Origin of the sequence: Sphingomonas sp. HDW15A, assembly GCF_011301715.1 — a bacterium.
Classification (GTDB): Bacteria; Pseudomonadota; Alphaproteobacteria; order Sphingomonadales; family Sphingomonadaceae; genus Sphingomicrobium.
Genome location: NZ_CP049870.1, coordinates 743459 through 761690, shown reverse-complemented (window position 1 = coordinate 761690; position 18232 = coordinate 743459). Strand labels below are relative to the sequence as shown.

Sequence of the window (18232 nt, the reverse complement as noted above, 5' to 3'; positions counted from 1 at the left end):
TCTTGGCGGTCTTCGACATCCGCTCAGTCGGGCCTTCACCCATCAGATCAGGAAATTGATCGGCCCTCGGACCCGCCTTTCCGCCCGTCCGAAAAAGTGAAGTAGCACCGGTTTCGGCGATTGTTCCTCTATGTTAGGGGCCGCTCAGCTCATCCATCCGCCAGGATCTAACAGAGGAACCCAGCTTGGGCGCTAGTCCGAAAATCGAGGGCGTCGTCACGCGTTTCGCCCCCTCCCCAACCGGTTATCTGCACATCGGCGGTGCCCGCACCGCCCTGTTCAATTATCTCTTTGCCCGCCACCACGGCGGCAAATACCTCCTGCGCATCGAAGATACCGACAAGGTCCGCTCCACCAAGGAGGCGATCGATGCCATTCTTGACGGCCTCTCGTGGCTCGGCATCGAAGGCGATGGAGAGCCCTATTTCCAGTCGCAGTTTGAAAAGCGCCACGCGGAGGTAGCCCACCAGCTGCTCGAGAAGGGTGCTGCCTACCGCTGTTATCTGACTTCGGCCGAGCTCGCCGAGCGGAGAGAAAGGGCTCAGGCGGATCGCCGTCCTTTCCGCATCGAAAGCGAGTGGCGCGATCGAAACGACTGGCCGGAGGGTGAACCCTTCGTGGTCCGGATCAAGGCGCCTCGGGAAGGTGAGACGGTCATCGACGACCTCGTCCAGGGCAAGGTGACCGTTGCCAACGCAGAGATCGACGACTTCGTGCTGCTTCGTTCCGACGGCACGCCGACCTACATGTTGGCCGTCGTGGTCGATGACCATGACATGGGCGTCACTCACGTGATTCGAGGCGACGATCACCTCAACAACGCCTTTCGGCAGTTGGCGATCATCCGCGCCATGGGCTGGCCCGAGCCTGCCTACGCCCACGTTCCCCTCATTCACGGTCATGATGGTGCAAAACTGAGCAAGCGCCACGGTGCGCTTGGGGTTGATTCCTACCGCGACGAACTGGGGATTCTGCCCGAAGCCCTATTCAATTACCTCCTTCGCCTCGGCTGGGGACACGGAGATGACGAGATCATCAGCCGCGATCAGGCGGTGGAGTGGTTCGACGTCAATCACGTCGGCAAGTCGCCGTCACGCTTCGACTTAAAGAAGCTCGAAAACCTCAACGGCCATTACATCCGGGAGGCCGACGACGCCCGGCTTGCCACCCTGGCCTCGCCAAAGCTCGGACTAAGCTACGAAGACCTCTCACTGCTCATCCAGGCGATGCCGGAGCTCAAGGCTCGCGCTCACAATCTGAACGAGCTGGCGGAGGGCGCCGCCTTCCTGTTCGCAAGCCGACCGATTTCCGTCGAGGAAAAAGCCGCTGCACTTTTGACAGTCGAATCGCGAGAACACCTTCGCCTCGCTCACCAGGCTCTTTCGGAAGTGTCGGAATGGACACACGATTCCACGGATGCTGCGGTGCGAAAGGTTGCAGAAGAACACGAACTTAAGCTAGGCAAACTCGCGCAGCCGCTCCGCGCGGCGCTGACAGGCAAAACGACTTCGCCGGGCATTTTCGACGTGCTGGTCCTTCTAGGCCGCGACGAAAGCCTCGCCCGCATCGCCGATCAGATTTCTGGAGCTCATTGATGACCGAACAGACCGTCACCCTGAATACCGCCGAGGGCGACTTCTCCTATCCACTACTGCCCGGGTCTGTTGGTCCCGAGGTCATCGATATTCGCAAGCTTTATGGTCAAACGGGCAAGTTCACCTATGACCCCGGCTTTACCTCGACCGCATCTTGCCAGAGCGCGATCACCTATATTGACGGCGACCAGGGCATCCTGCTTCACCGCGGTTATCCGATCGACCAACTGGCCGAGCAGTCGACCTTCATGGAGGTCGCCTACCTCCTGCTCCACGGTGACCTGCCCAAAAAGTCGGAGCTGGACGAGTTCACGAATACCATCACCTACCACACGATGCTGCACGAGCAGCTTGCGACCTTTTATCGCGGCTTCCGCCGTGACGCCCATCCCATGGCAATCATGTGCGGCGTCGTCGGTGCGCTTTCGGCGTTCTACCATGACAGCACGGACATCACCGATCCGAACCAGCGATTGATCGCGTCGCACCGCCTGATCGCCAAGATGCCGACGATCGCGGCGATGGCCTTCAAGTACAGCATCGGCCAGCCGTTCGTGTATCCGAAGAACGAACTGAGCTACACGGGTAACTTCCTGCGGATGACCTTTGGGGTTCCCGCGGAAGAATATGAGGTCAATCCGGTCATCGAGAGCGCGATGCGCCGGATTTTCATCCTTCATGCCGACCACGAGCAGAATGCGTCGACCTCGACTGTTCGCCTCGCCGGTTCGTCGGGAGCCAATCCGTTCGCCTGCATCGCCGCTGGAATTGCCTGCCTTTGGGGTCCGGCGCATGGCGGCGCCAATGAAGCGGCGCTCAACATGCTTCGCGAAATTGGCGACGTGAAGAACATCAAGCATTACGTGGCGCGGGCCAAGGACAAGGACGACCCATTCCGCCTCATGGGCTTTGGGCACCGCGTCTACAAAAACTACGACCCGCGCGCGAAGGTCATGCAGAAGACTGCAGAAGAGGTTCTGAAGGAGCTCGGCAAGAGCGATCCGGTCCTCGACGTCGCCCGCGAACTCGAGCAAATTGCGCTAAGCGACGAATATTTCATCGAGAAGAAGCTCTACCCGAACGTCGATTTCTATTCCGGTATCATCCTCAATGCGATCGGCTTCCCGACCGACATGTTTACCGCCCTCTTCGCTCTCGCCCGCACCGTGGGTTGGGTCGCGCAGTGGAACGAGATGATTTCCGACCCCGAGCAGAAGATCGGGCGCCCGCGTCAGCTCTATGTCGGAGCAACGCAGCGAGATTACGTTCCTGTCAGCGAGCGCTGATTACCTGGCGAGGGGCAGGCTCAATGTGAAGCGTGCGCCTTCGCCGGGCGCGCTCACCAGGGTGATGTCCCCGCCCATTGATCGCGCAAGGCGACGAGCGATTGCGAGACCCAGGCCCGCGCCACCGCTCGGCTGAGCTTGCTCGAAGCGCTCGAAAATCCGTTCCTGGTCGGCAGGTGCGATCCCCGGACCTTCGTCGCTGATGCAAGCCGACGCGAAATCCGTACCGGCGACAAGTGAAAGGATCACCTTTCCGCCAATTGGCGAGTGGCGCACGGCATTGGCCAGCAAGTTCACGAGAATTTGAATGACTGCCCTTGGGTCGCCCACCGCGTCCAGGGACTGCGCCCCCTCACGCTGGAGAACGACGGACCTTTCTTCCGCCTCTGCCTCGACGAGTCCGAATGCTTCGTCCGCGGAGGCGCCAAGGTCGATCTGGGATTGCAGCTCCGGAGGCTGGTCGACCATGGACCGGATCACTGACAAGAGATGGCGGGCAGCGGCGGCAATGTCGCCCGCGTAGGCCGCGTAGTCGCTCCGCAGCGGACCCTCCGAGCGCTCCGCGATACCCTCTGCTGCGCGAATGATGCGGTCAATTGGCGACCGCAGCGCGTGATCCAGAGCGGGATCAAGGCCCAGTATCCCGGGTCCAGCTTCGTTCGCGGCGGCAGGCTTGGCTTTGTGTTCAGGCAGGGCACGGCCGCGGTACCCAGCAAACGAGCCGTCGGCGGCAAGTACCGGCGTGCCCTCGAGAACGAGCTGCGTTGACTGTCCAGACCGACTTGCCGCTCTCTGGTCGCTGAATGAAGCGCGGGACGCTACTGCAAGCAACATCGGCATCGCGCCATCTTCGCCTTCCAGCAGGCGAACAAGCCGCGTTAAAGGCTGACCGCTTGCTTCGCCGATTCCGACCCCAAGAAGCTCCGCGAGATCGGGAGATAATTCCGTGATCCTGAGCTCGCTGTCGGTGGCCCATTCGCCACGGGTTGCCGGTAGAACGTCCTCTCCACGGGCGGCTTGTTCAAGCCTCGGGCCCTGGGGCGGCCGGCGTCGCCAGCTCTCGATCGTAATGAGGACATCATCGCCATCGGGCTCGCCGCGCACCCACAATTCCACGTCGTAGTCACGGCCAGCCACCACTGCTGGCCGCGCAACCGCGATCCCGAGTTTGCGAACGAGCCTCGCGACTGCCGCGAGTTGCGGGAGCATCAACCTCTCGCCGACGCGCGCGCCAGCTTCCTGCTGCAGGCGACCGAGCATGCTGTCCGCCTCGACCAGCCTGCCGGCAGAGTCGACGCGTCCACACACCAAGTCGCCGTTGCCGGCCGCGCTAGCCATTGCCGTTTCTCACCAAGGTGCGGGCGATCCGGAACGGTCGTGGAAGCCGCCAGTGCGCCAAGGCTACCGCTACCTCCTTTTCATCCAAGGTATCGAAGCGAGCCATTTCATCTTCGATCGACGCCGTCCCGGTCAAAGCTCCAAAATCCGCGATAAGTCGCGCAGCCGACTGGCGGCCGAGTCCCGCCATTCTGGCGAGCAGCGCCAATCCGCCGTCGCCAGCGTCGAGAAGATGGTCCCATGCGGCCTGCGAGGTTATCCCGGCACGGCGGGCGATGATTTGCGCGGCCAAGGCCGCTTCGCCTTCACCGGAAGCCTCTTCGATCAGCCGATCCTCTTTGTCCGGACCTTGATCGAGTGCGGCCGCAAGCTGCTCGACTGCCCGGTCAAGTGCCTCTTCGTAGCGGACCGATTCAACAGTCTGTTCAGCAGCCCCCGCATAAACGGCTTCGGCAGCGCCGGACGGGCACATCGCCGCAGCGACTGCATGAACCAATGCAATGACATCGTCCTTAGCGAGGTCGCTGAGTTCGATCCTTGGTTGTCCAAAACCGTCACGGCGCCGTCCGCGTGCTATGACCAGTGCCATCGCGGCGGACGCAATGGCCGGCGAGGGATCTCCGACCAGCCGCGAGAGCAGCGGCAACCTTCGCGGCCCCGCGTGTGAAGCAAAGGCGGAGGCGATACGATGTTCGTCGGCACGGCGAAGCATCAAGGATAACAGCCCCCCCGATTGAGCAGGCCCGACCTTGTCAACTTCGAGAGAATCCTGGACGTGTCTGTGGCGTCTGGACGATCACCTGCGACCAGACCGATCTCGCCGGCCAGCGTCGCAACGAAATCGCCCAGCATCGCCGACATGAGCGCCCTCTCTTGCTCGGTGAGGCGATCGGCGGGATCGAGGAAGAAATCCCGACGAACCGTAGCCAAGCGGCTAGGTCCGCGCGGGCGCGCGGGGTCGACCGGGCGGTCTGCTGCAAATGCAGCGATCGGCCATTCCTCGGGCATCATTACCTGAAGCTGTTAGATGATTTGGGTTAACGCGCCGTCAATCGCGAAGGAGCCGATGGCGCAAATGTTGTGCCGCGAAGAGGCTCCCGCCCGCGTAAAGTACGAGAGCGACGAGTAAACCGGTCCACCAACCGGCTATCACGAACGGTGCAGCACCGATGATCGCGTTGCGCCGCGAGAAAAGCCAGATTTCCCCAGGGATTTCCGTTCCTTCCGCCTCGATCCGGGCAGCCTGTGCAAACGCCCCAGCCGTGATGGCAGCCAGCGTTGCTCCCCATCCACCGCCATGGTTCCCGACCCACCAGCCCAGTGCGACCAATGCGACACCGGCAAATGGCCAGAGCAGCCGCAGCGAGAGAGTCGAAGGCGCGAGCGGGCGAAGCCGAAGTGCAGCAAGCCGCTCCGCTACCAGATCGAACGGGGTCGCGAGCAGGAGCAGCAGATAAGACTGCCATAGCCAACCGCGTGTAAAACCGAAGGCTGCGGCGGCCGTCAGGACGAGCGCGGAAATGAGCAGCCATCTCGGCTTTACGCGGCTTTCCATCAATCGCTCGGTAGCCAGCTCCTCGATGGCCGGGAGCGCATAACGGCTCGCCCAGTCGCTTCGCGCACCTCTGGTGGCGACAAGCAGGCGACGCTCGAAGCCGGCAAGATCGTCCGGCCTATCCGCCAGGATTGCGCCGCTCTCGCCTTCCCCAGCAATCAGACGGCGTGCTCCGCCCTGAACGACGCGCCTGAGCAAGGTCGACTGGAGATCCCAATCGCCGAGCATCGCGACTGTTGAGCCAAGCGTCGCAGCATCCACGAGCGCGATCCCGGCCCATCGGCTCGTTGCGTCGATCCGCTCGAATGCCTGGTGCGCCTCATCGTCGGGGACGAGGGCAACAACCGGCTCTGCATGTTCGGCCACACGGGTGAGCAGCCCGAAATCCGGCGCCAGGCCGTCGGCCATAAGCAGGATTGGCATACCAGCCTCGAAACGGCTGGCCGCTTCGTGACTGTCGCTTACGGCGGTTACGGCCAGCCCTTCCTCTCGGAGCCGCTCCAGCGCCTCGTTGAGCGCTACGGGTAGCCGTTCGACCAGCACGACGATTGGTGCGGCGCCCGCCGCTGCCGCGCACCGGACCTGATATTCCACCAAGGTGCGGCCGGCGAGCGGATAGAGCGCTCGAAGGCCGCCATTGTCGTCTTCCTGATAGGCGCCGATCAGCGCGCCGAGCGCCATGCTCTTGATCCTCCCCCGTTCATCGACGGACCTTCTAGGCCAGGCCGCGCCTCGCTTTCCACCCCGTGATCCGCAATCGCGCTTCCGCCTGAGCGAATTCGTGGTAAATTGATTTTCATGACCCCGTCCAGCCACGCATCGCCCGCATATGAACCCTATTCCGGGGAGGGCGAGATCGGGCCCGACGGCACGCTTCGTCATCCCTTGACGACAGACCAAGCTGGCGAAGAGTGGCTGGCCGAGGCAACGCTTCCAGAGGTGCCGGGTGCAGGCGGTCGCGCAGTGCTCGGTTGGACCCTGGGACTGCTCGCTTTTCTGTGGTTAGGCTTCAGTGCCTGGTCGGCGGGACAGGCCCTCGCGGGTCAAGCACTCTCCTTCCCCGCGGTAGCCCAATGGGTCGCCATTATCACCGGTCCACTTGCCCTCCTCGGCTTGGCTTGGCTGATGTTCGGACGGACTCGTCGGCGGGAAGCCGAAGCTTTTACCCGTTCTGTCGTGACGATGCGCGGCGAAGCGCGCGCGCTCGATGGGCTCCTAGCGGTCGTCCGCCAACGGATTGACGACAACCACCTCGCGCTTCGCTCCATGGCCGATCAGTTGATGGTCTTGGGTGACGAAGCGGCTTCTCGGCTCGGCGCGGCCTCAGCCGACCTCGACGCCGGCGCCCGCCGGCTTGCTGGGCACGGCGAAACCTTCGATCGCGCCGCTCATAATGCTCTGGTCGATATTGGCGTCCTGCTGGAGGATCTCCCCGAGCGGAGGCGACTGCCCGGGCTATGGCTGACCAATTGCAAACGGCAGGACGCTCGGCCCTCGACCAGGCCGCCGCGTTCGAGCGGCAGGTGGCGACCCTCGGAGAAGCCACCCGCGAAACCGAAAGCCGGGTCGATTCCGCGAGCAGCACCCTCTCCGCTCGCCTCGCAGAACTCGACTCAAGCGCCATGGCGACGGCCGAGAAACTGAAAGCCGTTGCTTCCGACTCCGGACAGACGATGGACACGCTGCTTGTCCGCACTTCAGAAGTGCTCGAGGAAATCCGCAGCGGTATCGCGATCCAGTCCAGTGCGGTCACAGCCCTCGTCGATGAAGCGCGGGCAGGCCTTGGGCACGCAGGTATCGAGTCCGCCACAGCCCTTCGCGACCGGCTTGCCGATGCCCGATCATCACTCGACCATCTGTCAGAACATATTGTTCGCCAGGACGAATCGTCTCGCCACCTGGTTGATTCGATTTCGGCCGGGCTCGCTGATCTTGATCAGCGCTTCGGCACCTTTGCGGCGCAGGGCGATCAGCGATCTGCTGCCATCGGAGAGAGCCTGAGCCGTCTTCGCGGCGAACTGGAAACGATCAATCTCCATTCTGACGCCGGCACGGTCGGCCTTACGCAACTCGCCGAGCGCACCGAGACACTTCGTGAACGGCTCGACGGTCTCGCTGCCGCACTGAGCAGCGACATCAACCAAGCGCTCGGGGAAGCACAGGGTAACGCGCAGCGGCTGCTTGAATCGGCCCAGGCAGCTCAACCCGCACTGGTACTCGCCCGCGACACCGCCGCCGAAACAGCCAACAAGATCAATGAGGGCTCATCCGCGGTGGAAGCGCAGCACGACCGCCTCGCAGCTCTACTCGCTGCGGTCGACACGGGCGTCGGCGGAGCTGAGCGCCGGCTCGCCGAGCTGTCGGAGTCGATCGCGATGGCCGAAAGCGAGGCGCAACGGCTTTCAGGGGAAACCGGCCCGGCGCTCGTGGCGGCGCTCGTCCAGGTAAAGGAGGCTGCAAATCATGCTGCAGACCGGGCGCGGCAGGCCATAGCGGAGATCATTCCCCAGAGCGCAAGCCAACTGTCCGATGCTGCGAGGACTGCGCTCGAGAACGCCGTCCAGGAAAGCGTTGCCCAGCAGTTGCGCGAGGTCGAGGTGACCGCCGCGCGAGCGGTGGAAGCGGCCCGCGGCGCTTCGGAGCGGCTGATGCAGCAGATGCTTTCCATTGGCCAAAGTGCAGCAGCGCTCGAAGCCCATATGACGCAGAACGACGAAGATCGGCGCGAACGCGACAGCGAGGCCTTCGCCAAGCGCGTCTCGCTGCTCATTGATTCAATGCATTCGGCCTCGATCGACGTCGGAAAGATCCTTTCCGACGATGTCGACGACAAAGCCTGGGCTTCGTACCTCAAAGGTGATCGCGGCGTGTTCACGCGGCGCGCCGCCCGGCTGATCGGCGGAACCGAAGCGCGATCGCTTCAATCGCATTACGAGTCCGACCAGGAATTCCAGGAATCGGTCAACCGGTACGTTCATGACTTCGAAGCGATGCTTCGGCGGATAACGGCCGAGCGCGATGGCGGGCCCTTGGCAGTGACGATCATGTCAAGCGACATGGGCAAGCTCTACGCCGCGCTTGCGCAAGTGGTTGGCGGTCGGCGCTAAGCCCGCTCAGTTGTAGAAGTCGAGATCGTCTACGGTAACCCAACCGTAGAGCCAATTGGCGTAGTAAATCGCGAACAGAAACGCCGCTAACACCATTGCGCGCAAGACATGGCGCTTGAGGTCGAAGTGGTGGGGAGCGCTTTCGGCCTGACCGGGAATTGTCGGATTTCCCGCCTCTTCGTCCGTCTTCACGCCGAAGGGGAGAAGCACGAAGGCGCTCGTCACGAAAAACAGGAAGTAGATCGCAATGATCGACCCGACCTGCATCAGCCAACCGCCAACAAAGCAACATCCACGACCGGCTTCTTGCCCGTCCACAGGGTTGCACAGCGGCGCACTGCAATTCGGACCGTCTCGCGCATGCGTTCGGGGTCGGCCGAGCCATCACCATAGCTCTTGCGGGCCGCGTCCGTCGCATCAGCAAGGAAATCAGCCAGGTCAGCCTCGATCGGCACCCCAAACGGGCGGATCAGCGGATCGGCGGCCAGCGCTCCTGTGCCGTCGACCGGAAGGGTGACTGCAATGAGCCCGCCGTAGCCGATCTTCCGGCGCTGGTTCATCGTCGCGCCGTCGGCCGGGAGGATCACGTCCCCGTCGAGTACAAGACGGCCGGTTCGAATCTCACGTAGTTTCTCTGGCCCGTTGGGCGACAGTCGAATGAGATCCCCGTTCTTCTGAATGATCGCGCTAGGGACTCCGGCCGCTAGCGCGACCTTGGCCTGTTCCCGCATATGCCTCGCCTCTCCGTGCACCGGAACAACGATCTGGGGACGGATCCAGCGATACATCTGCTCGAGCTCGGGCCGCGCAGGGTGACCCGAGACGTGGATGTGCAATTGCCTGGTCGTGACGACATTGATGCCAAGATCGCTGAGGCCATTCATGATCCGGCCAATCGGAATCTCATTGCCGGGGATGATCTTGGACGAAAAGATTACAGTATCGCCCTCTACTAGCTTGAGCTCGTGCTGACCCTGCGCGATTCTTCCCAGGGCCGCGCGGGGCTCTCCCTGACCCCCGGTGGCAATGATCATCACCTCGCGCTTGGGGAGCATCATCGCCTGCTCGAAGGTGATGGGTTCAGGAAAATCGAGCAGGTAGCCGTTGGCCTTTGCCACGCGGAGGATGCGGTCGAGACTGCGTCCAGCGACGCAGACCCTCCGGCCAGTCTCTTCGGCGACCTTGCCCAACGTCTGAAGGCGGGCAGCATTGGAAGCGAACGTGGTAACCAGCACCCGCCCTTTTGCCGTCTCGACCGCCTGCCTAAGTCCGTCATGAACGGATTTTTCCGAGCCCGACGGTTCCGTATCGAAGACGTTGGTAGAATCGCAGACCAGCGCCAGGATTCCGGCGTCGCCCAGCGCGTGCATCGTCTCTTCGCTCGACGGCTCGCCGAGAACTGGGGTTTCGTCGATCTTCCAGTCCCCGGTGTGGAAGATCTTGCCCTGCTTCGTTTCGATGAGAACGCCGTTGCCTTCCGGGATCGAGTGGGCAAGCGCGACGAAAGTCACTCGGAACGGGTCGAGGTCGATCGAGCCGTCGCGGTCTATAACGTGGAGCTTGACCTGCCCGGTTAGCCCCTCTTCCTCCAGCTTTCCCGCAATAAGCCCGGCCGTGAACGGAGTGGCATAAAGCGGGACCTTCAACTCCGCCGCAAGATAAGGGATCGCGCCGATATGGTCCTCATGACCGTGAGTGAGGACGATCCCGGCGAGCGTATCGCGATGCTCCTCGATGAATTCGAGGTCGGGCAGGATAAGATCGATACCCGGATAATCGGAGTCCGCGAAGGTCAGGCCGAGGTCGACCATGAGCCATTTGCCCGCGGTGCCGTAGAGATTGACGTTCATGCCGATCTCGCCCGAGCCACCGAGGGCCAGGAAAAGAAGTTCGTCGTCGCGTGGGGTCATCGGTGCGATGTCTCCGCCAGCATCGCAAGGCCGGTAATTGTAAGGTCGGGCTCGATCGCGTCGAAGACACCGGTCCGCTTGTCAAACAGGGCGGCAAGACCACCGGTCGCCACGACCTTGGCCGGACGACCGATCTCGTGACGCAAGCGCTCGGTCAGACCTTCGATCATAGACACATAACCCCAGTAGATGCCGATCAACATTTGCTCTTCCGTGGTCGTTCCAACGACCGAGTCATCGACTGGCGCGGCGATTGCGATACGCGGAAGCTTGGCCGCCGCCCCCACCAAGGCATCGAGGCTGAGATTGATACCAGGTGCGATAATCCCGCCTTTGTAGGCACCATTGAAATCGACCACGTCGAAGGTCGTTGCGGTACCAAAATCGATCACGATCAGGTCGCCACTATGTGCAGCATGGGCGGCAATTGCGTTGAGCACGCGATCCGCTCCGACCGTGCCCGGATCCGGTACGTCGAGTGCGATTGGCCAGGCGGCGTCCCCCTGCCCCGCAACCAGCGGCTCCACGCCGAAATACTTGCGGGACAACACTTCGAGATTGTGAAGTGCACGCGGAACAACGGTACCGATAATGACGGCGTCTACATCGCTGCGCGCAAAACCCTCAAGTTCGAGTAGCTGATGGAGCCAGACGGCATATTCGTCGCCCGTCCGCCGGGGGTCAGTAGCGATCCGCCATCGCGCCTTGATGTCGCGCCCGTCGACCAGGGCGGCGACGACATTGGTATTCCCGGCATCGATGGCGAGCAGCATGGCTGTGCCCCTAACGATTGAGGCGGGAAATGGCGAGGCTCATGCGAGGCCAACGTCCCCGGCGCGAATGATCGTGACGCTTCCATCAGCCAGACGAAGACGAAGCGCGCCGTCGGTCTCAATCCCGTCGAACAGGCCCTGAACGACTTCATCCGGGTTCTGGTGAACCATTATTGGCGTCCCCTTCGGATGCGCCTTCTCCTCCCAGCTGCGTGCCAGCGAAGCTGGCTCGGCGATCCTCCACGCCCCAAGCAAGCGTGCAAAGGCGCCAGCGAGCAAGGGAGCAAAGGCTTCGACAGAGATCGGCATGTCCGACAGGCTTGCGGTTTCCCGCCCTTCTATTCCTGGCTCGACCGCGAGATTGACGCCGAAGCCTGCAACCACCCTGTCGCCGGCCCGCTCGAGCAGAATTCCGCCAAGCTTGCCCTTCCCGCGCATCACGTCGTTAGGCCATTTGAGACTGACGGGAGCCGCCGGCGCTGCGGCGTGGATCGCGTCGATAAGCGCCAGACCAGCAACCAGGGAAAGCGTGGGCGCCTCTGGATCATCGCGGCGAAGGCAAACGATCGTCGAGCCGAAGAAATTGCCGTCGAGGCTGTGCCAGTCACGCCCTTGGCGGCCACGCCCCGAGCGCTGGCGGCGAGCAATCAGCCAGTCGCCCTCCATTGCATCGAAGTCGGCCAGCAGGTCGGTGTTCGTCGAACCGGTGTCTTCGACGAACCGGAGACGGCTCAAAACAGCGAGGCCGCGGCGTTATCGGCGACGCGTCCAAGCGGGCCGATGAGCAGGTAGCCAAGCGGGCTGACGATCATCGCGGCAAGCACGATGAACACGGATTCGAGCGGCGCGCGGACCTGCGAATAGGGCTCGCCCGGAGCGTCGAAATACATCAGCTTGACGATCTTGATGTAGTAATAAGCGCCGACAACAGTCCCGACGATGCCAGCCACTGCGAGCGCGATAAGACCGGCTTCGACCGCAGCCCAAAACACCAGCAGCTTCGGCCAGAAGCCGAACAGTGGCGGAATGCCGGCAAGGCTGAACATGAACATAGCCAGGCCGGCGGCAAGCCACGGCCGAGTCTGCGAGAGCCCCTTGAGACTATCGAGACTTTCAATCGGACCACTCTCGTCTCGCATGCGCAGGACAACGAGGAAGGCGCCCAGCGTCATGACGACATAGACGGCCATGTAGAACAGCACCGACGCGGCGCCGGCCGGTCCACCTGCGGCGAGGCCGATAAGCGCGAAGCCGACATTATTGATCGACGAATAAGCCAGAAGCCGCTTGATGTTGGTCTGGCCATAGGCGGCGACTGCGCCGAGGAAGATCGAGGCCAAGGCCGCGACGATGACGATTTGCCGCCACGCTTCGATCGCCGGACCCAGCGCATCAAGACTGAGACGGGTCGCGAGAAGCACGGCCGCAACCTTGGGCGCCGAAGCGAAAAAGGCGGTGACCGGCGTCGGTGCACCTTCGTAAACGTCCGGTGTCCACATGTGGAACGGCACGGCGCTGATCTTGAACGCCATTCCAGCGAGGACAAAAACAAGTCCGAACAGCAGGCCGAGGCTCGGCATTTCAGAACGGGCGAAAGTCGCGGCGATCCCGTCAAACGCGACGGTACCGGTGAAACCGTAGAGCAGCGAAATTCCGTACAGAAGGATACCGCTCGCGAGCGCGCCGAGGACGAAATATTTGAGACCCGCCTCGGCTGAGCGGTCATCGGTGCGCCGATAGGAGGCAAGGACGTAGGACGACAAGCTGGTAAGCTCGAGGCCGACATAAAGGCTGATCAGGCTGGTCGACGAAACCATTACCGACATACCGACGGCGCTGAGCAGGATCAGTACCGGATATTCAGCGCCATGTTCGAAATCGCGCTCAAACCAGCCGTGAGCGGCGACAATTGCGACGGCGGCAGCGATGAAAATCACCACCTTGCCGAAAGCGCCGAAATCGTCGGCCGCCAGGAGACCGCCGAATATAGGGCCGGCTTCCATTGGCGCGCCGACCAGCGCAAGGGTGGCGCCGACGAGTAAAGCGACAGAAGCCCAACTGGTGAGCCCGGCTGACCGGCGGCCGCCGAAAGCGGCAACCATCATCAGCGTAAGCGCGCCGAGCGTTAGGATGATTTCAGGGAGGATCGCGTCGAAATTCATTAGTGGGCCTCCGCGCCCTCATGCGCTTCTGCCGCACCGTGCGCCGGAGCAGCTTCCGGCTTTCCGGCCGTGAGATGCGCATCGCTTTGTGGCCTGGCCCGCTCGATGCGCTCCAGTAGGCGGCCGACATCGGCGCGCATCGGCTTCATGAAGCTCTCGGGATAGACGCCCATCCACAACACTGCCGCGGCAATCGGTGCCAGGAGCAGCCATTCGCGCTTGTCGAGATCCGGCATCACTGCGGCATCGGCGTTCCTCTGCGTGCCGAAGCAAATCCGCCAGTAAAGGTAGAGCATGTAAGCCGCGCCGAGGATGATCCCGGTTGTCGCGACGATCCCGGCCCAACTCGACACGGCGTAGGTGCCCATAAGCGCCAGGAACTCGCCGACAAAGTTGCTCAGTCCCGGCAATCCTACGCTCGCCATGGTGAAGACCATGAAGAAGAAGGCATAGGCGGGCATATTGTCGGAGAGGCCGCCGTAACGCGCGATCTCGCGGGTATGGAGGCGGTCATAGACGACGCCGACGCAAAGAAAGAGCGCACCCGAGACGAGACCGTGGCCAAGCATGACCATCAACGCTCCCTCGATGCCCTGCCGGTTGAAGGCGAAAAGACCGAACGTGACGAACGCCATGTGAGCGACCGACGAATAAGCGATGAGCTTCTTCATGTCCTTCTGCGCGAGAGCGACGAGCGAAGTGTAGACAACCGCAATACCGCTCAGAACGAACACAAGGGGCATCAGCTCGGCCGAGGCTTCCGGAAACATCGGAAGACTGAAGCGGACGAATCCATAGCCGCCCATTTTCAGCAGCACGCCGGCCAGAATGACCGAGCCCGCAGTCGGCGCCTGGACGTGCGCGTCGGGAAGCCACGTGTGGACCGGCCACATCGGCATCTTGACCGCGAAGCTGGCGAAGAACGCCAGCCACAGCCACCATTGCAGCGACGGCGCGAAATCGTACGCCATCAAGTCGGGGATGAAGCTGGTCCCTGACACATTGATCATCACGACCATGGCGATGAGCATCAGCACAGAGCCGAACAGCGTATAGAGGAAGAACTTATAGGCGGCCTTGATGCGCTCCGCGCCGCCCCAGATCCCGATGATCAGGTACATCGGAATGAGCCCGCCCTCGAAGAAGATGTAGAACAGCAGGAGGTCCTGCGCGGCGAAGACGCCGATCATCAGCGCCTCCATAAGCAGGAAGGCCGCCATGTATTCCGGCACACGCCGGTCGATTGCCCGCCAGCTGGCGCCGATGCAGATCGGCATCAGGAACACCGACAGGATGATCAGCATCAGGGCGATGCCATCGATGCCCAGCGCCCAGACGATGGGGCCGCCGAGGCCGACGTGCTCGACGAACTGCCACTGCGGGCCCGCCGGATCGTAGGCACCCCAGACCATCACACCGAGAACGAGGTCGGCCAAGGTCGCAATAAGCGCGATCCAGCGCGCGCCTTGCGCCTTGACCATCAGGCAAAGGATGGCCGCGACGAACGGGATCGCGATCAGCAGCGACAGCACGGGAAGTCCACTCATGCTACCCACCAGAATGCCCAGGTTGCGGCTGCGATCAGGCCGAGCAGCATGATGAGCGCGTAATTGGTTACATAGCCCGACTGCAGGCGGCTGGTGATGCGATTGCCGACGCCCACTGCGTAGGCCGCACCGTGCGGACCGAAGCGGTCGATGGTCTGCTCGTCACCGCGCTTCCAGAAGAAGTTGCCTAGCCACATCGCCGGACGGACGAAGATGACGTCGTAGAGCTCGTCGAAATACCATTTGTGCACGAAGAACTTGTGCAAGCCGGGGAACGTGGCGACGAATGCCGCCGGTGCGCCGGGCACCCTGATGTAATTGCGCCACGCGATTGCGAGGCCGATCAGCATAACAGCGGCAGGGGTTAGTTTCACCCACAGCGGCACCTCGTGGGCGGCGTGAGCGAGATGCTCGTTGAAGGCCAGGCTTCCTGCCCAGAAATGCGCCCCGCCCTCCGCCTCGACAAACGCGTGGTGGAACAGGAACCCGGCGAAAATCGCACCGACCGATAGCAGGCCGAGCGGAACGAGGATCGTCCAAGGGCTTTCGTGCGGGTGATAGCCGGCCGTACCTTCCGGCGGCATGCCGGTGCCATGGCCGCTGTCGCCATGCTCCTCGTCTGGCGCTTCATGTTCGCCGTGAACGGCATGCTGGATGTGCTCGCTCGCCGCCCAGCGGGGCTTGCCAAAGAACGTGAGGAAGATGAGCCGCCAACTGTAGAAGCTGGTGAGGAGCGCGGCGAACGCGCCGACCCAGAAGGCAATATTGCCATGAACGGTGCCGCTGGCGAAAGCGCTCTCGAGAATTGCGTCCTTTGAGTAGAAGCCGGCAAAACCGAACACGCCGATGATTCCGACGCCCGTGATGGCCAGGGTCCCGGCAACCATTGCCCAGAAGGTCAGCGGGATCTCCTTACGGAGCGCTCCGTAGTAACGCATGTCCTGCTCGTGGTGCATGGCGTGGATAACCGAGCCTGCTCCAAGGAAAAGGAGAGCCTTGAAGAAGGCGTGCGTGAAGAGGTGGAACATCGCCGCGCCGTAAGCGCCGACGCCCGCGGCGAAGAACATGTAGCCGAGCTGCGAACAGGTCGAATAGGCGATTACCCGCTTGATGTCGTTCTGGACGGTCCCGACGGTCGCTGCGAATAGCGCGGTGGCCGCGCCGACATAAGTCACGACGGTCATGGCGTCGGGCGAAACCTGGAACATCGGCGACAGGCGGCAAACCATGAACACGCCAGCGGTAACCATCGTTGCCGCGTGGATCAGCGCGCTGACCGGGGTCGGACCCTCCATCGCGTCCGGAAGCCACGTGTGAAGGCCAAGCTGCGCCGACTTGCCCATCGCACCCACGAACAACAGCAGGCACAGCAGCGTCATCGTGTCGACGGTTAGACCAGCAAAACCGATGGTCGAGCCGGCCATCGAGGGAGCGGCTTCAAGGATCGCCGGGATGGAGACCGTGCCGAACACCAGGAAGGTGCCAAAGATGCCGAGCGAAAAGCCAAAATCGCCCACGCGGTTCACGACGAACGCCTTGAGCGCAGCCGCGTTGGCCGACGGCTTGTGATACCAGAAACCGATGAGAAGGTAGGAGGCGAGGCCGACGCCTTCCCAGCCAAAGAACATCTGTACCAGGCTGTCAGCGGTCACCAGCATGAGCATCGCGAAGGTGAACAGCGACAAATAGGCGAAGAACCGGGGCTGCGAGGGATCCTCCTCCATGTAGCCCCAGCTGTAGAGGTGGACGAGGCTGGAGACCGTCGTGACGACAACCAGCATGACCGCCGTCAGCGTGTCGACCCGAAGCGCCCAGTCAACATTGAGCGCGCCACTTTCAATGAACTTGAGGACCGGTACGACCTGCGCCGTAGCGTCGCCCGACAGGTAGGACAGGAAGATCGGCCAGCTCAGGCCAGCAGCGGCAAACAGCGCGCCGGTCGTGACAAGCTTGGAGGCGGTCTTGCCGATCACTCGGCCCCCAAGACCTGCGATGATCGCAGCGACAAGCGGCAGGAAGCAGATGAAGATAATCGGGTGCATTTATCCGCGCATCCGGTTGACATCGTCGACCGCGATCGAGCCGCGGCGACGGAAGAAAATGACAAGGATGGCGAGCCCGATCGCGGCTTCGGCCGCGGCGACGGTCAGCACGAACATCGCGAAAACCTGCCCGGTTATGTCACCGAGATAGGCGCTGAACGCGACGAGGTTGATGTTCACGGCGAGCAGGATGAGTTCGATCGCCATCAGCATCAGGATGATGTTCCGGCGGTTGAGAAAGATGCCGAGGACGCCGATCGTGAACAGGATCGCCGCGACCGTAAGATAATGCGCGAGGCCAATCACAGCTTCATCCCCTCGCCTACGCCGGGCTGCAAGTTTTTCACCGCGTCTTCAGGGCGCCGCGCAACCTGACGGGAAATGTTCTGGCCGCGAACGTCGCCGCGGCTACGATGGGTCAGCACGATAGCGCCAATCATCGCCACCAGCAGGATGAGGCCGGCAAGCTCGAATGGCATCAGGAAGCGGCTGTAAAGTGCTTCGCCGACGGCTTCGATATTCGGCTGCGCGGTCGCGACCGGCTTGTCACCGATCAGCGGGCCGGCCTGGCGCGCATTGGCGGCGATAGCGATCTCGGCCAGCAGGACCAAAGCGATCATCAGCCCGAACGGCAAATTCTTCGAAAAGCCGCTGCGCAATGTCGCGAAATCAATGTTGAGCATCATCACGACGAACAGGAACAGCACGGCGACCGCGCCGACGTAGACGATGACCAAAAGCATGGCGATGAACTCGGCGCCTACCAGCAGCATGAGGCCGGCCGCATTGAAGAAGGCGACGATCAACCAAAGTACGCTGTGTACCGGGTTGCGCGCGAAGATCACCAGGATCGCGGATGCGATGGTGAGACCCGCAAACAGGTAAAAGGCGATAAGTGCGATCATGAAAGTGCGCGG

15 protein-coding genes are annotated in these 18232 nt (G+C 62.3%); 3 read left to right on the top strand and 12 right to left on the bottom strand.

Going from position 1 to position 18232, the window contains the following annotated elements; all coding sequences use genetic code 11:
* Positions 1 to 185: 185 nt before the first annotated feature.
* Positions 186 to 1595, top strand: coding sequence for a glutamate--tRNA ligase (gene gltX, locus G7076_RS03985; protein WP_166200593.1), 1410 nt, complete (start codon positions 186 to 188; stop codon positions 1593 to 1595).
* On the top strand, positions 1595 to 2881 hold the full coding sequence (locus G7076_RS03980) for a citrate synthase (protein WP_166200591.1): 1287 nt from the start codon (positions 1595 to 1597) through the stop codon (positions 2879 to 2881). The genes gltX and G7076_RS03980 overlap by 1 nt, the downstream gene beginning before the upstream one ends.
* Here the strand turns inward: G7076_RS03980 and G7076_RS03975 are convergent, their stop codons facing one another.
* The 3 genes from G7076_RS03975 to G7076_RS03965 form a co-directional block, all read right to left on the bottom strand.
* Positions 2882 to 4219: a HAMP domain-containing sensor histidine kinase gene (locus G7076_RS03975; protein ID WP_166200589.1), complete on the bottom strand. Its 1338-nt coding sequence runs from the start codon at positions 4217 to 4219 to the stop codon at positions 2882 to 2884.
* The gene (locus G7076_RS03970) at positions 4212 to 4934 is read right to left on the bottom strand and encodes a DUF2336 domain-containing protein (protein ID WP_166200587.1); all 723 of its coding nucleotides are present in this window, start codon (positions 4932 to 4934) and stop codon (positions 4212 to 4214) included. The genes G7076_RS03975 and G7076_RS03970 overlap by 8 nt, the downstream gene beginning before the upstream one ends.
* A gap of 333 nt (positions 4935 to 5267) precedes the next feature.
* Positions 5268 to 6455, bottom strand: coding sequence for a hypothetical protein (locus tag G7076_RS03965; protein WP_166200585.1), 1188 nt, complete (start codon positions 6453 to 6455; stop codon positions 5268 to 5270).
* Positions 6456 to 7231: 776 nt separating this feature from the next.
* Here G7076_RS03965 and G7076_RS03960 point away from each other — a divergent pair.
* Positions 7232 to 8881 (top strand): hypothetical protein, encoded by a 1650-nt coding sequence (locus tag G7076_RS03960; RefSeq protein WP_166200583.1) that lies wholly within the window; start codon positions 7232 to 7234, stop codon positions 8879 to 8881.
* Positions 8882 to 8887: 6 nt separating this feature from the next.
* On the opposite strand, the gene G7076_RS03955 is transcribed toward G7076_RS03960, so the two are convergent.
* From G7076_RS03955 to G7076_RS03915, 9 genes are read right to left on the bottom strand one after another with little or no spacing between them, the layout of a single operon-like run.
* On the bottom strand, positions 8888 to 9148 hold the full coding sequence (locus G7076_RS03955) for a DUF1467 family protein (protein ID WP_166200582.1): 261 nt from the start codon (positions 9146 to 9148) through the stop codon (positions 8888 to 8890).
* Positions 9148 to 10791: a ribonuclease J gene (locus tag G7076_RS03950; RefSeq protein ID WP_166200581.1), complete on the bottom strand. Its 1644-nt coding sequence runs from the start codon at positions 10789 to 10791 to the stop codon at positions 9148 to 9150. The genes G7076_RS03955 and G7076_RS03950 overlap by 1 nt, the downstream gene beginning before the upstream one ends.
* The gene (locus G7076_RS03945) at positions 10788 to 11564 is read right to left on the bottom strand and encodes a type III pantothenate kinase (protein ID WP_166200580.1); all 777 of its coding nucleotides are present in this window, start codon (positions 11562 to 11564) and stop codon (positions 10788 to 10790) included. The genes G7076_RS03950 and G7076_RS03945 overlap by 4 nt, the downstream gene beginning before the upstream one ends.
* A 39-nt stretch (positions 11565 to 11603) precedes the next feature.
* Positions 11604 to 12299, bottom strand: coding sequence for a biotin--[acetyl-CoA-carboxylase] ligase (locus G7076_RS03940; protein WP_166200579.1), 696 nt, complete (start codon positions 12297 to 12299; stop codon positions 11604 to 11606).
* Positions 12296 to 13726, bottom strand: coding sequence for an NADH-quinone oxidoreductase subunit NuoN (gene nuoN, locus G7076_RS03935; protein WP_166200578.1), 1431 nt, complete (start codon positions 13724 to 13726; stop codon positions 12296 to 12298). The genes G7076_RS03940 and nuoN overlap by 4 nt, the downstream gene beginning before the upstream one ends.
* Complete coding sequence (locus G7076_RS03930; RefSeq protein WP_166200577.1) at positions 13726 to 15273, bottom strand: NADH-quinone oxidoreductase subunit M; 1548 nt, start codon at positions 15271 to 15273, stop codon at positions 13726 to 13728. The genes nuoN and G7076_RS03930 overlap by 1 nt, the downstream gene beginning before the upstream one ends.
* The gene (gene nuoL, locus G7076_RS03925; RefSeq protein ID WP_166200576.1) at positions 15270 to 17315 is read right to left on the bottom strand and encodes an NADH-quinone oxidoreductase subunit L; all 2046 of its coding nucleotides are present in this window, start codon (positions 17313 to 17315) and stop codon (positions 15270 to 15272) included. The genes G7076_RS03930 and nuoL overlap by 4 nt, the downstream gene beginning before the upstream one ends.
* A complete protein-coding gene (gene nuoK / locus G7076_RS03920; RefSeq protein ID WP_166200575.1) occupies positions 17316 to 17621 on the bottom strand; it encodes an NADH-quinone oxidoreductase subunit NuoK in 306 nt (101 codons plus the stop codon).
* The gene (locus G7076_RS03915) at positions 17618 to 18220 is read right to left on the bottom strand and encodes an NADH-quinone oxidoreductase subunit J (protein WP_166200574.1); all 603 of its coding nucleotides are present in this window, start codon (positions 18218 to 18220) and stop codon (positions 17618 to 17620) included. Before G7076_RS03915 ends, nuoK begins: the two co-directional genes overlap by 4 nt.
* Positions 18221 to 18232 lie beyond the last annotated feature (12 nt).

Bases quoted from the DNA above. Each gene is read 5' to 3' on its own strand.
- G7076_RS03980 (WP_166200591.1), top strand. From the start codon at position 1,595: ATGACCGAACAGACCGTCACCCTGAATACCGCCGAGGGCGACTTCTCC.
- G7076_RS03975 (WP_166200589.1), bottom strand. From the start codon at position 4,219: ATGGCTAGCGCGGCCGGCAACGGCGACTTGGTGTGTGGACGCGTCGAC.
- G7076_RS03965 (WP_166200585.1), bottom strand. From the start codon at position 6,455: ATGGCGCTCGGCGCGCTGATCGGCGCCTATCAGGAAGACGACAATGGC.
- G7076_RS03960 (WP_166200583.1), top strand. From the start codon at position 7,232: ATGGCTGACCAATTGCAAACGGCAGGACGCTCGGCCCTCGACCAGGCC.
- G7076_RS03955 (WP_166200582.1), bottom strand. From the start codon at position 9,148: ATGCAGGTCGGGTCGATCATTGCGATCTACTTCCTGTTTTTCGTGACG.
- G7076_RS03950 (WP_166200581.1), bottom strand. From the start codon at position 10,791: ATGACCCCACGCGACGACGAACTTCTTTTCCTGGCCCTCGGTGGCTCG.
- G7076_RS03945 (WP_166200580.1), bottom strand. From the start codon at position 11,564: ATGCTGCTCGCCATCGATGCCGGGAATACCAATGTCGTCGCCGCCCTG.
- nuoN (WP_166200578.1), bottom strand. From the start codon at position 13,726: ATGAATTTCGACGCGATCCTCCCTGAAATCATCCTAACGCTCGGCGCG.
- G7076_RS03930 (WP_166200577.1), bottom strand. From the start codon at position 15,273: ATGAGTGGACTTCCCGTGCTGTCGCTGCTGATCGCGATCCCGTTCGTC.
- nuoL (WP_166200576.1), bottom strand. From the start codon at position 17,315: ATGCACCCGATTATCTTCATCTGCTTCCTGCCGCTTGTCGCTGCGATC.
- G7076_RS03915 (WP_166200574.1), bottom strand. From the start codon at position 18,220: ATGATCGCACTTATCGCCTTTTACCTGTTTGCGGGTCTCACCATCGCA.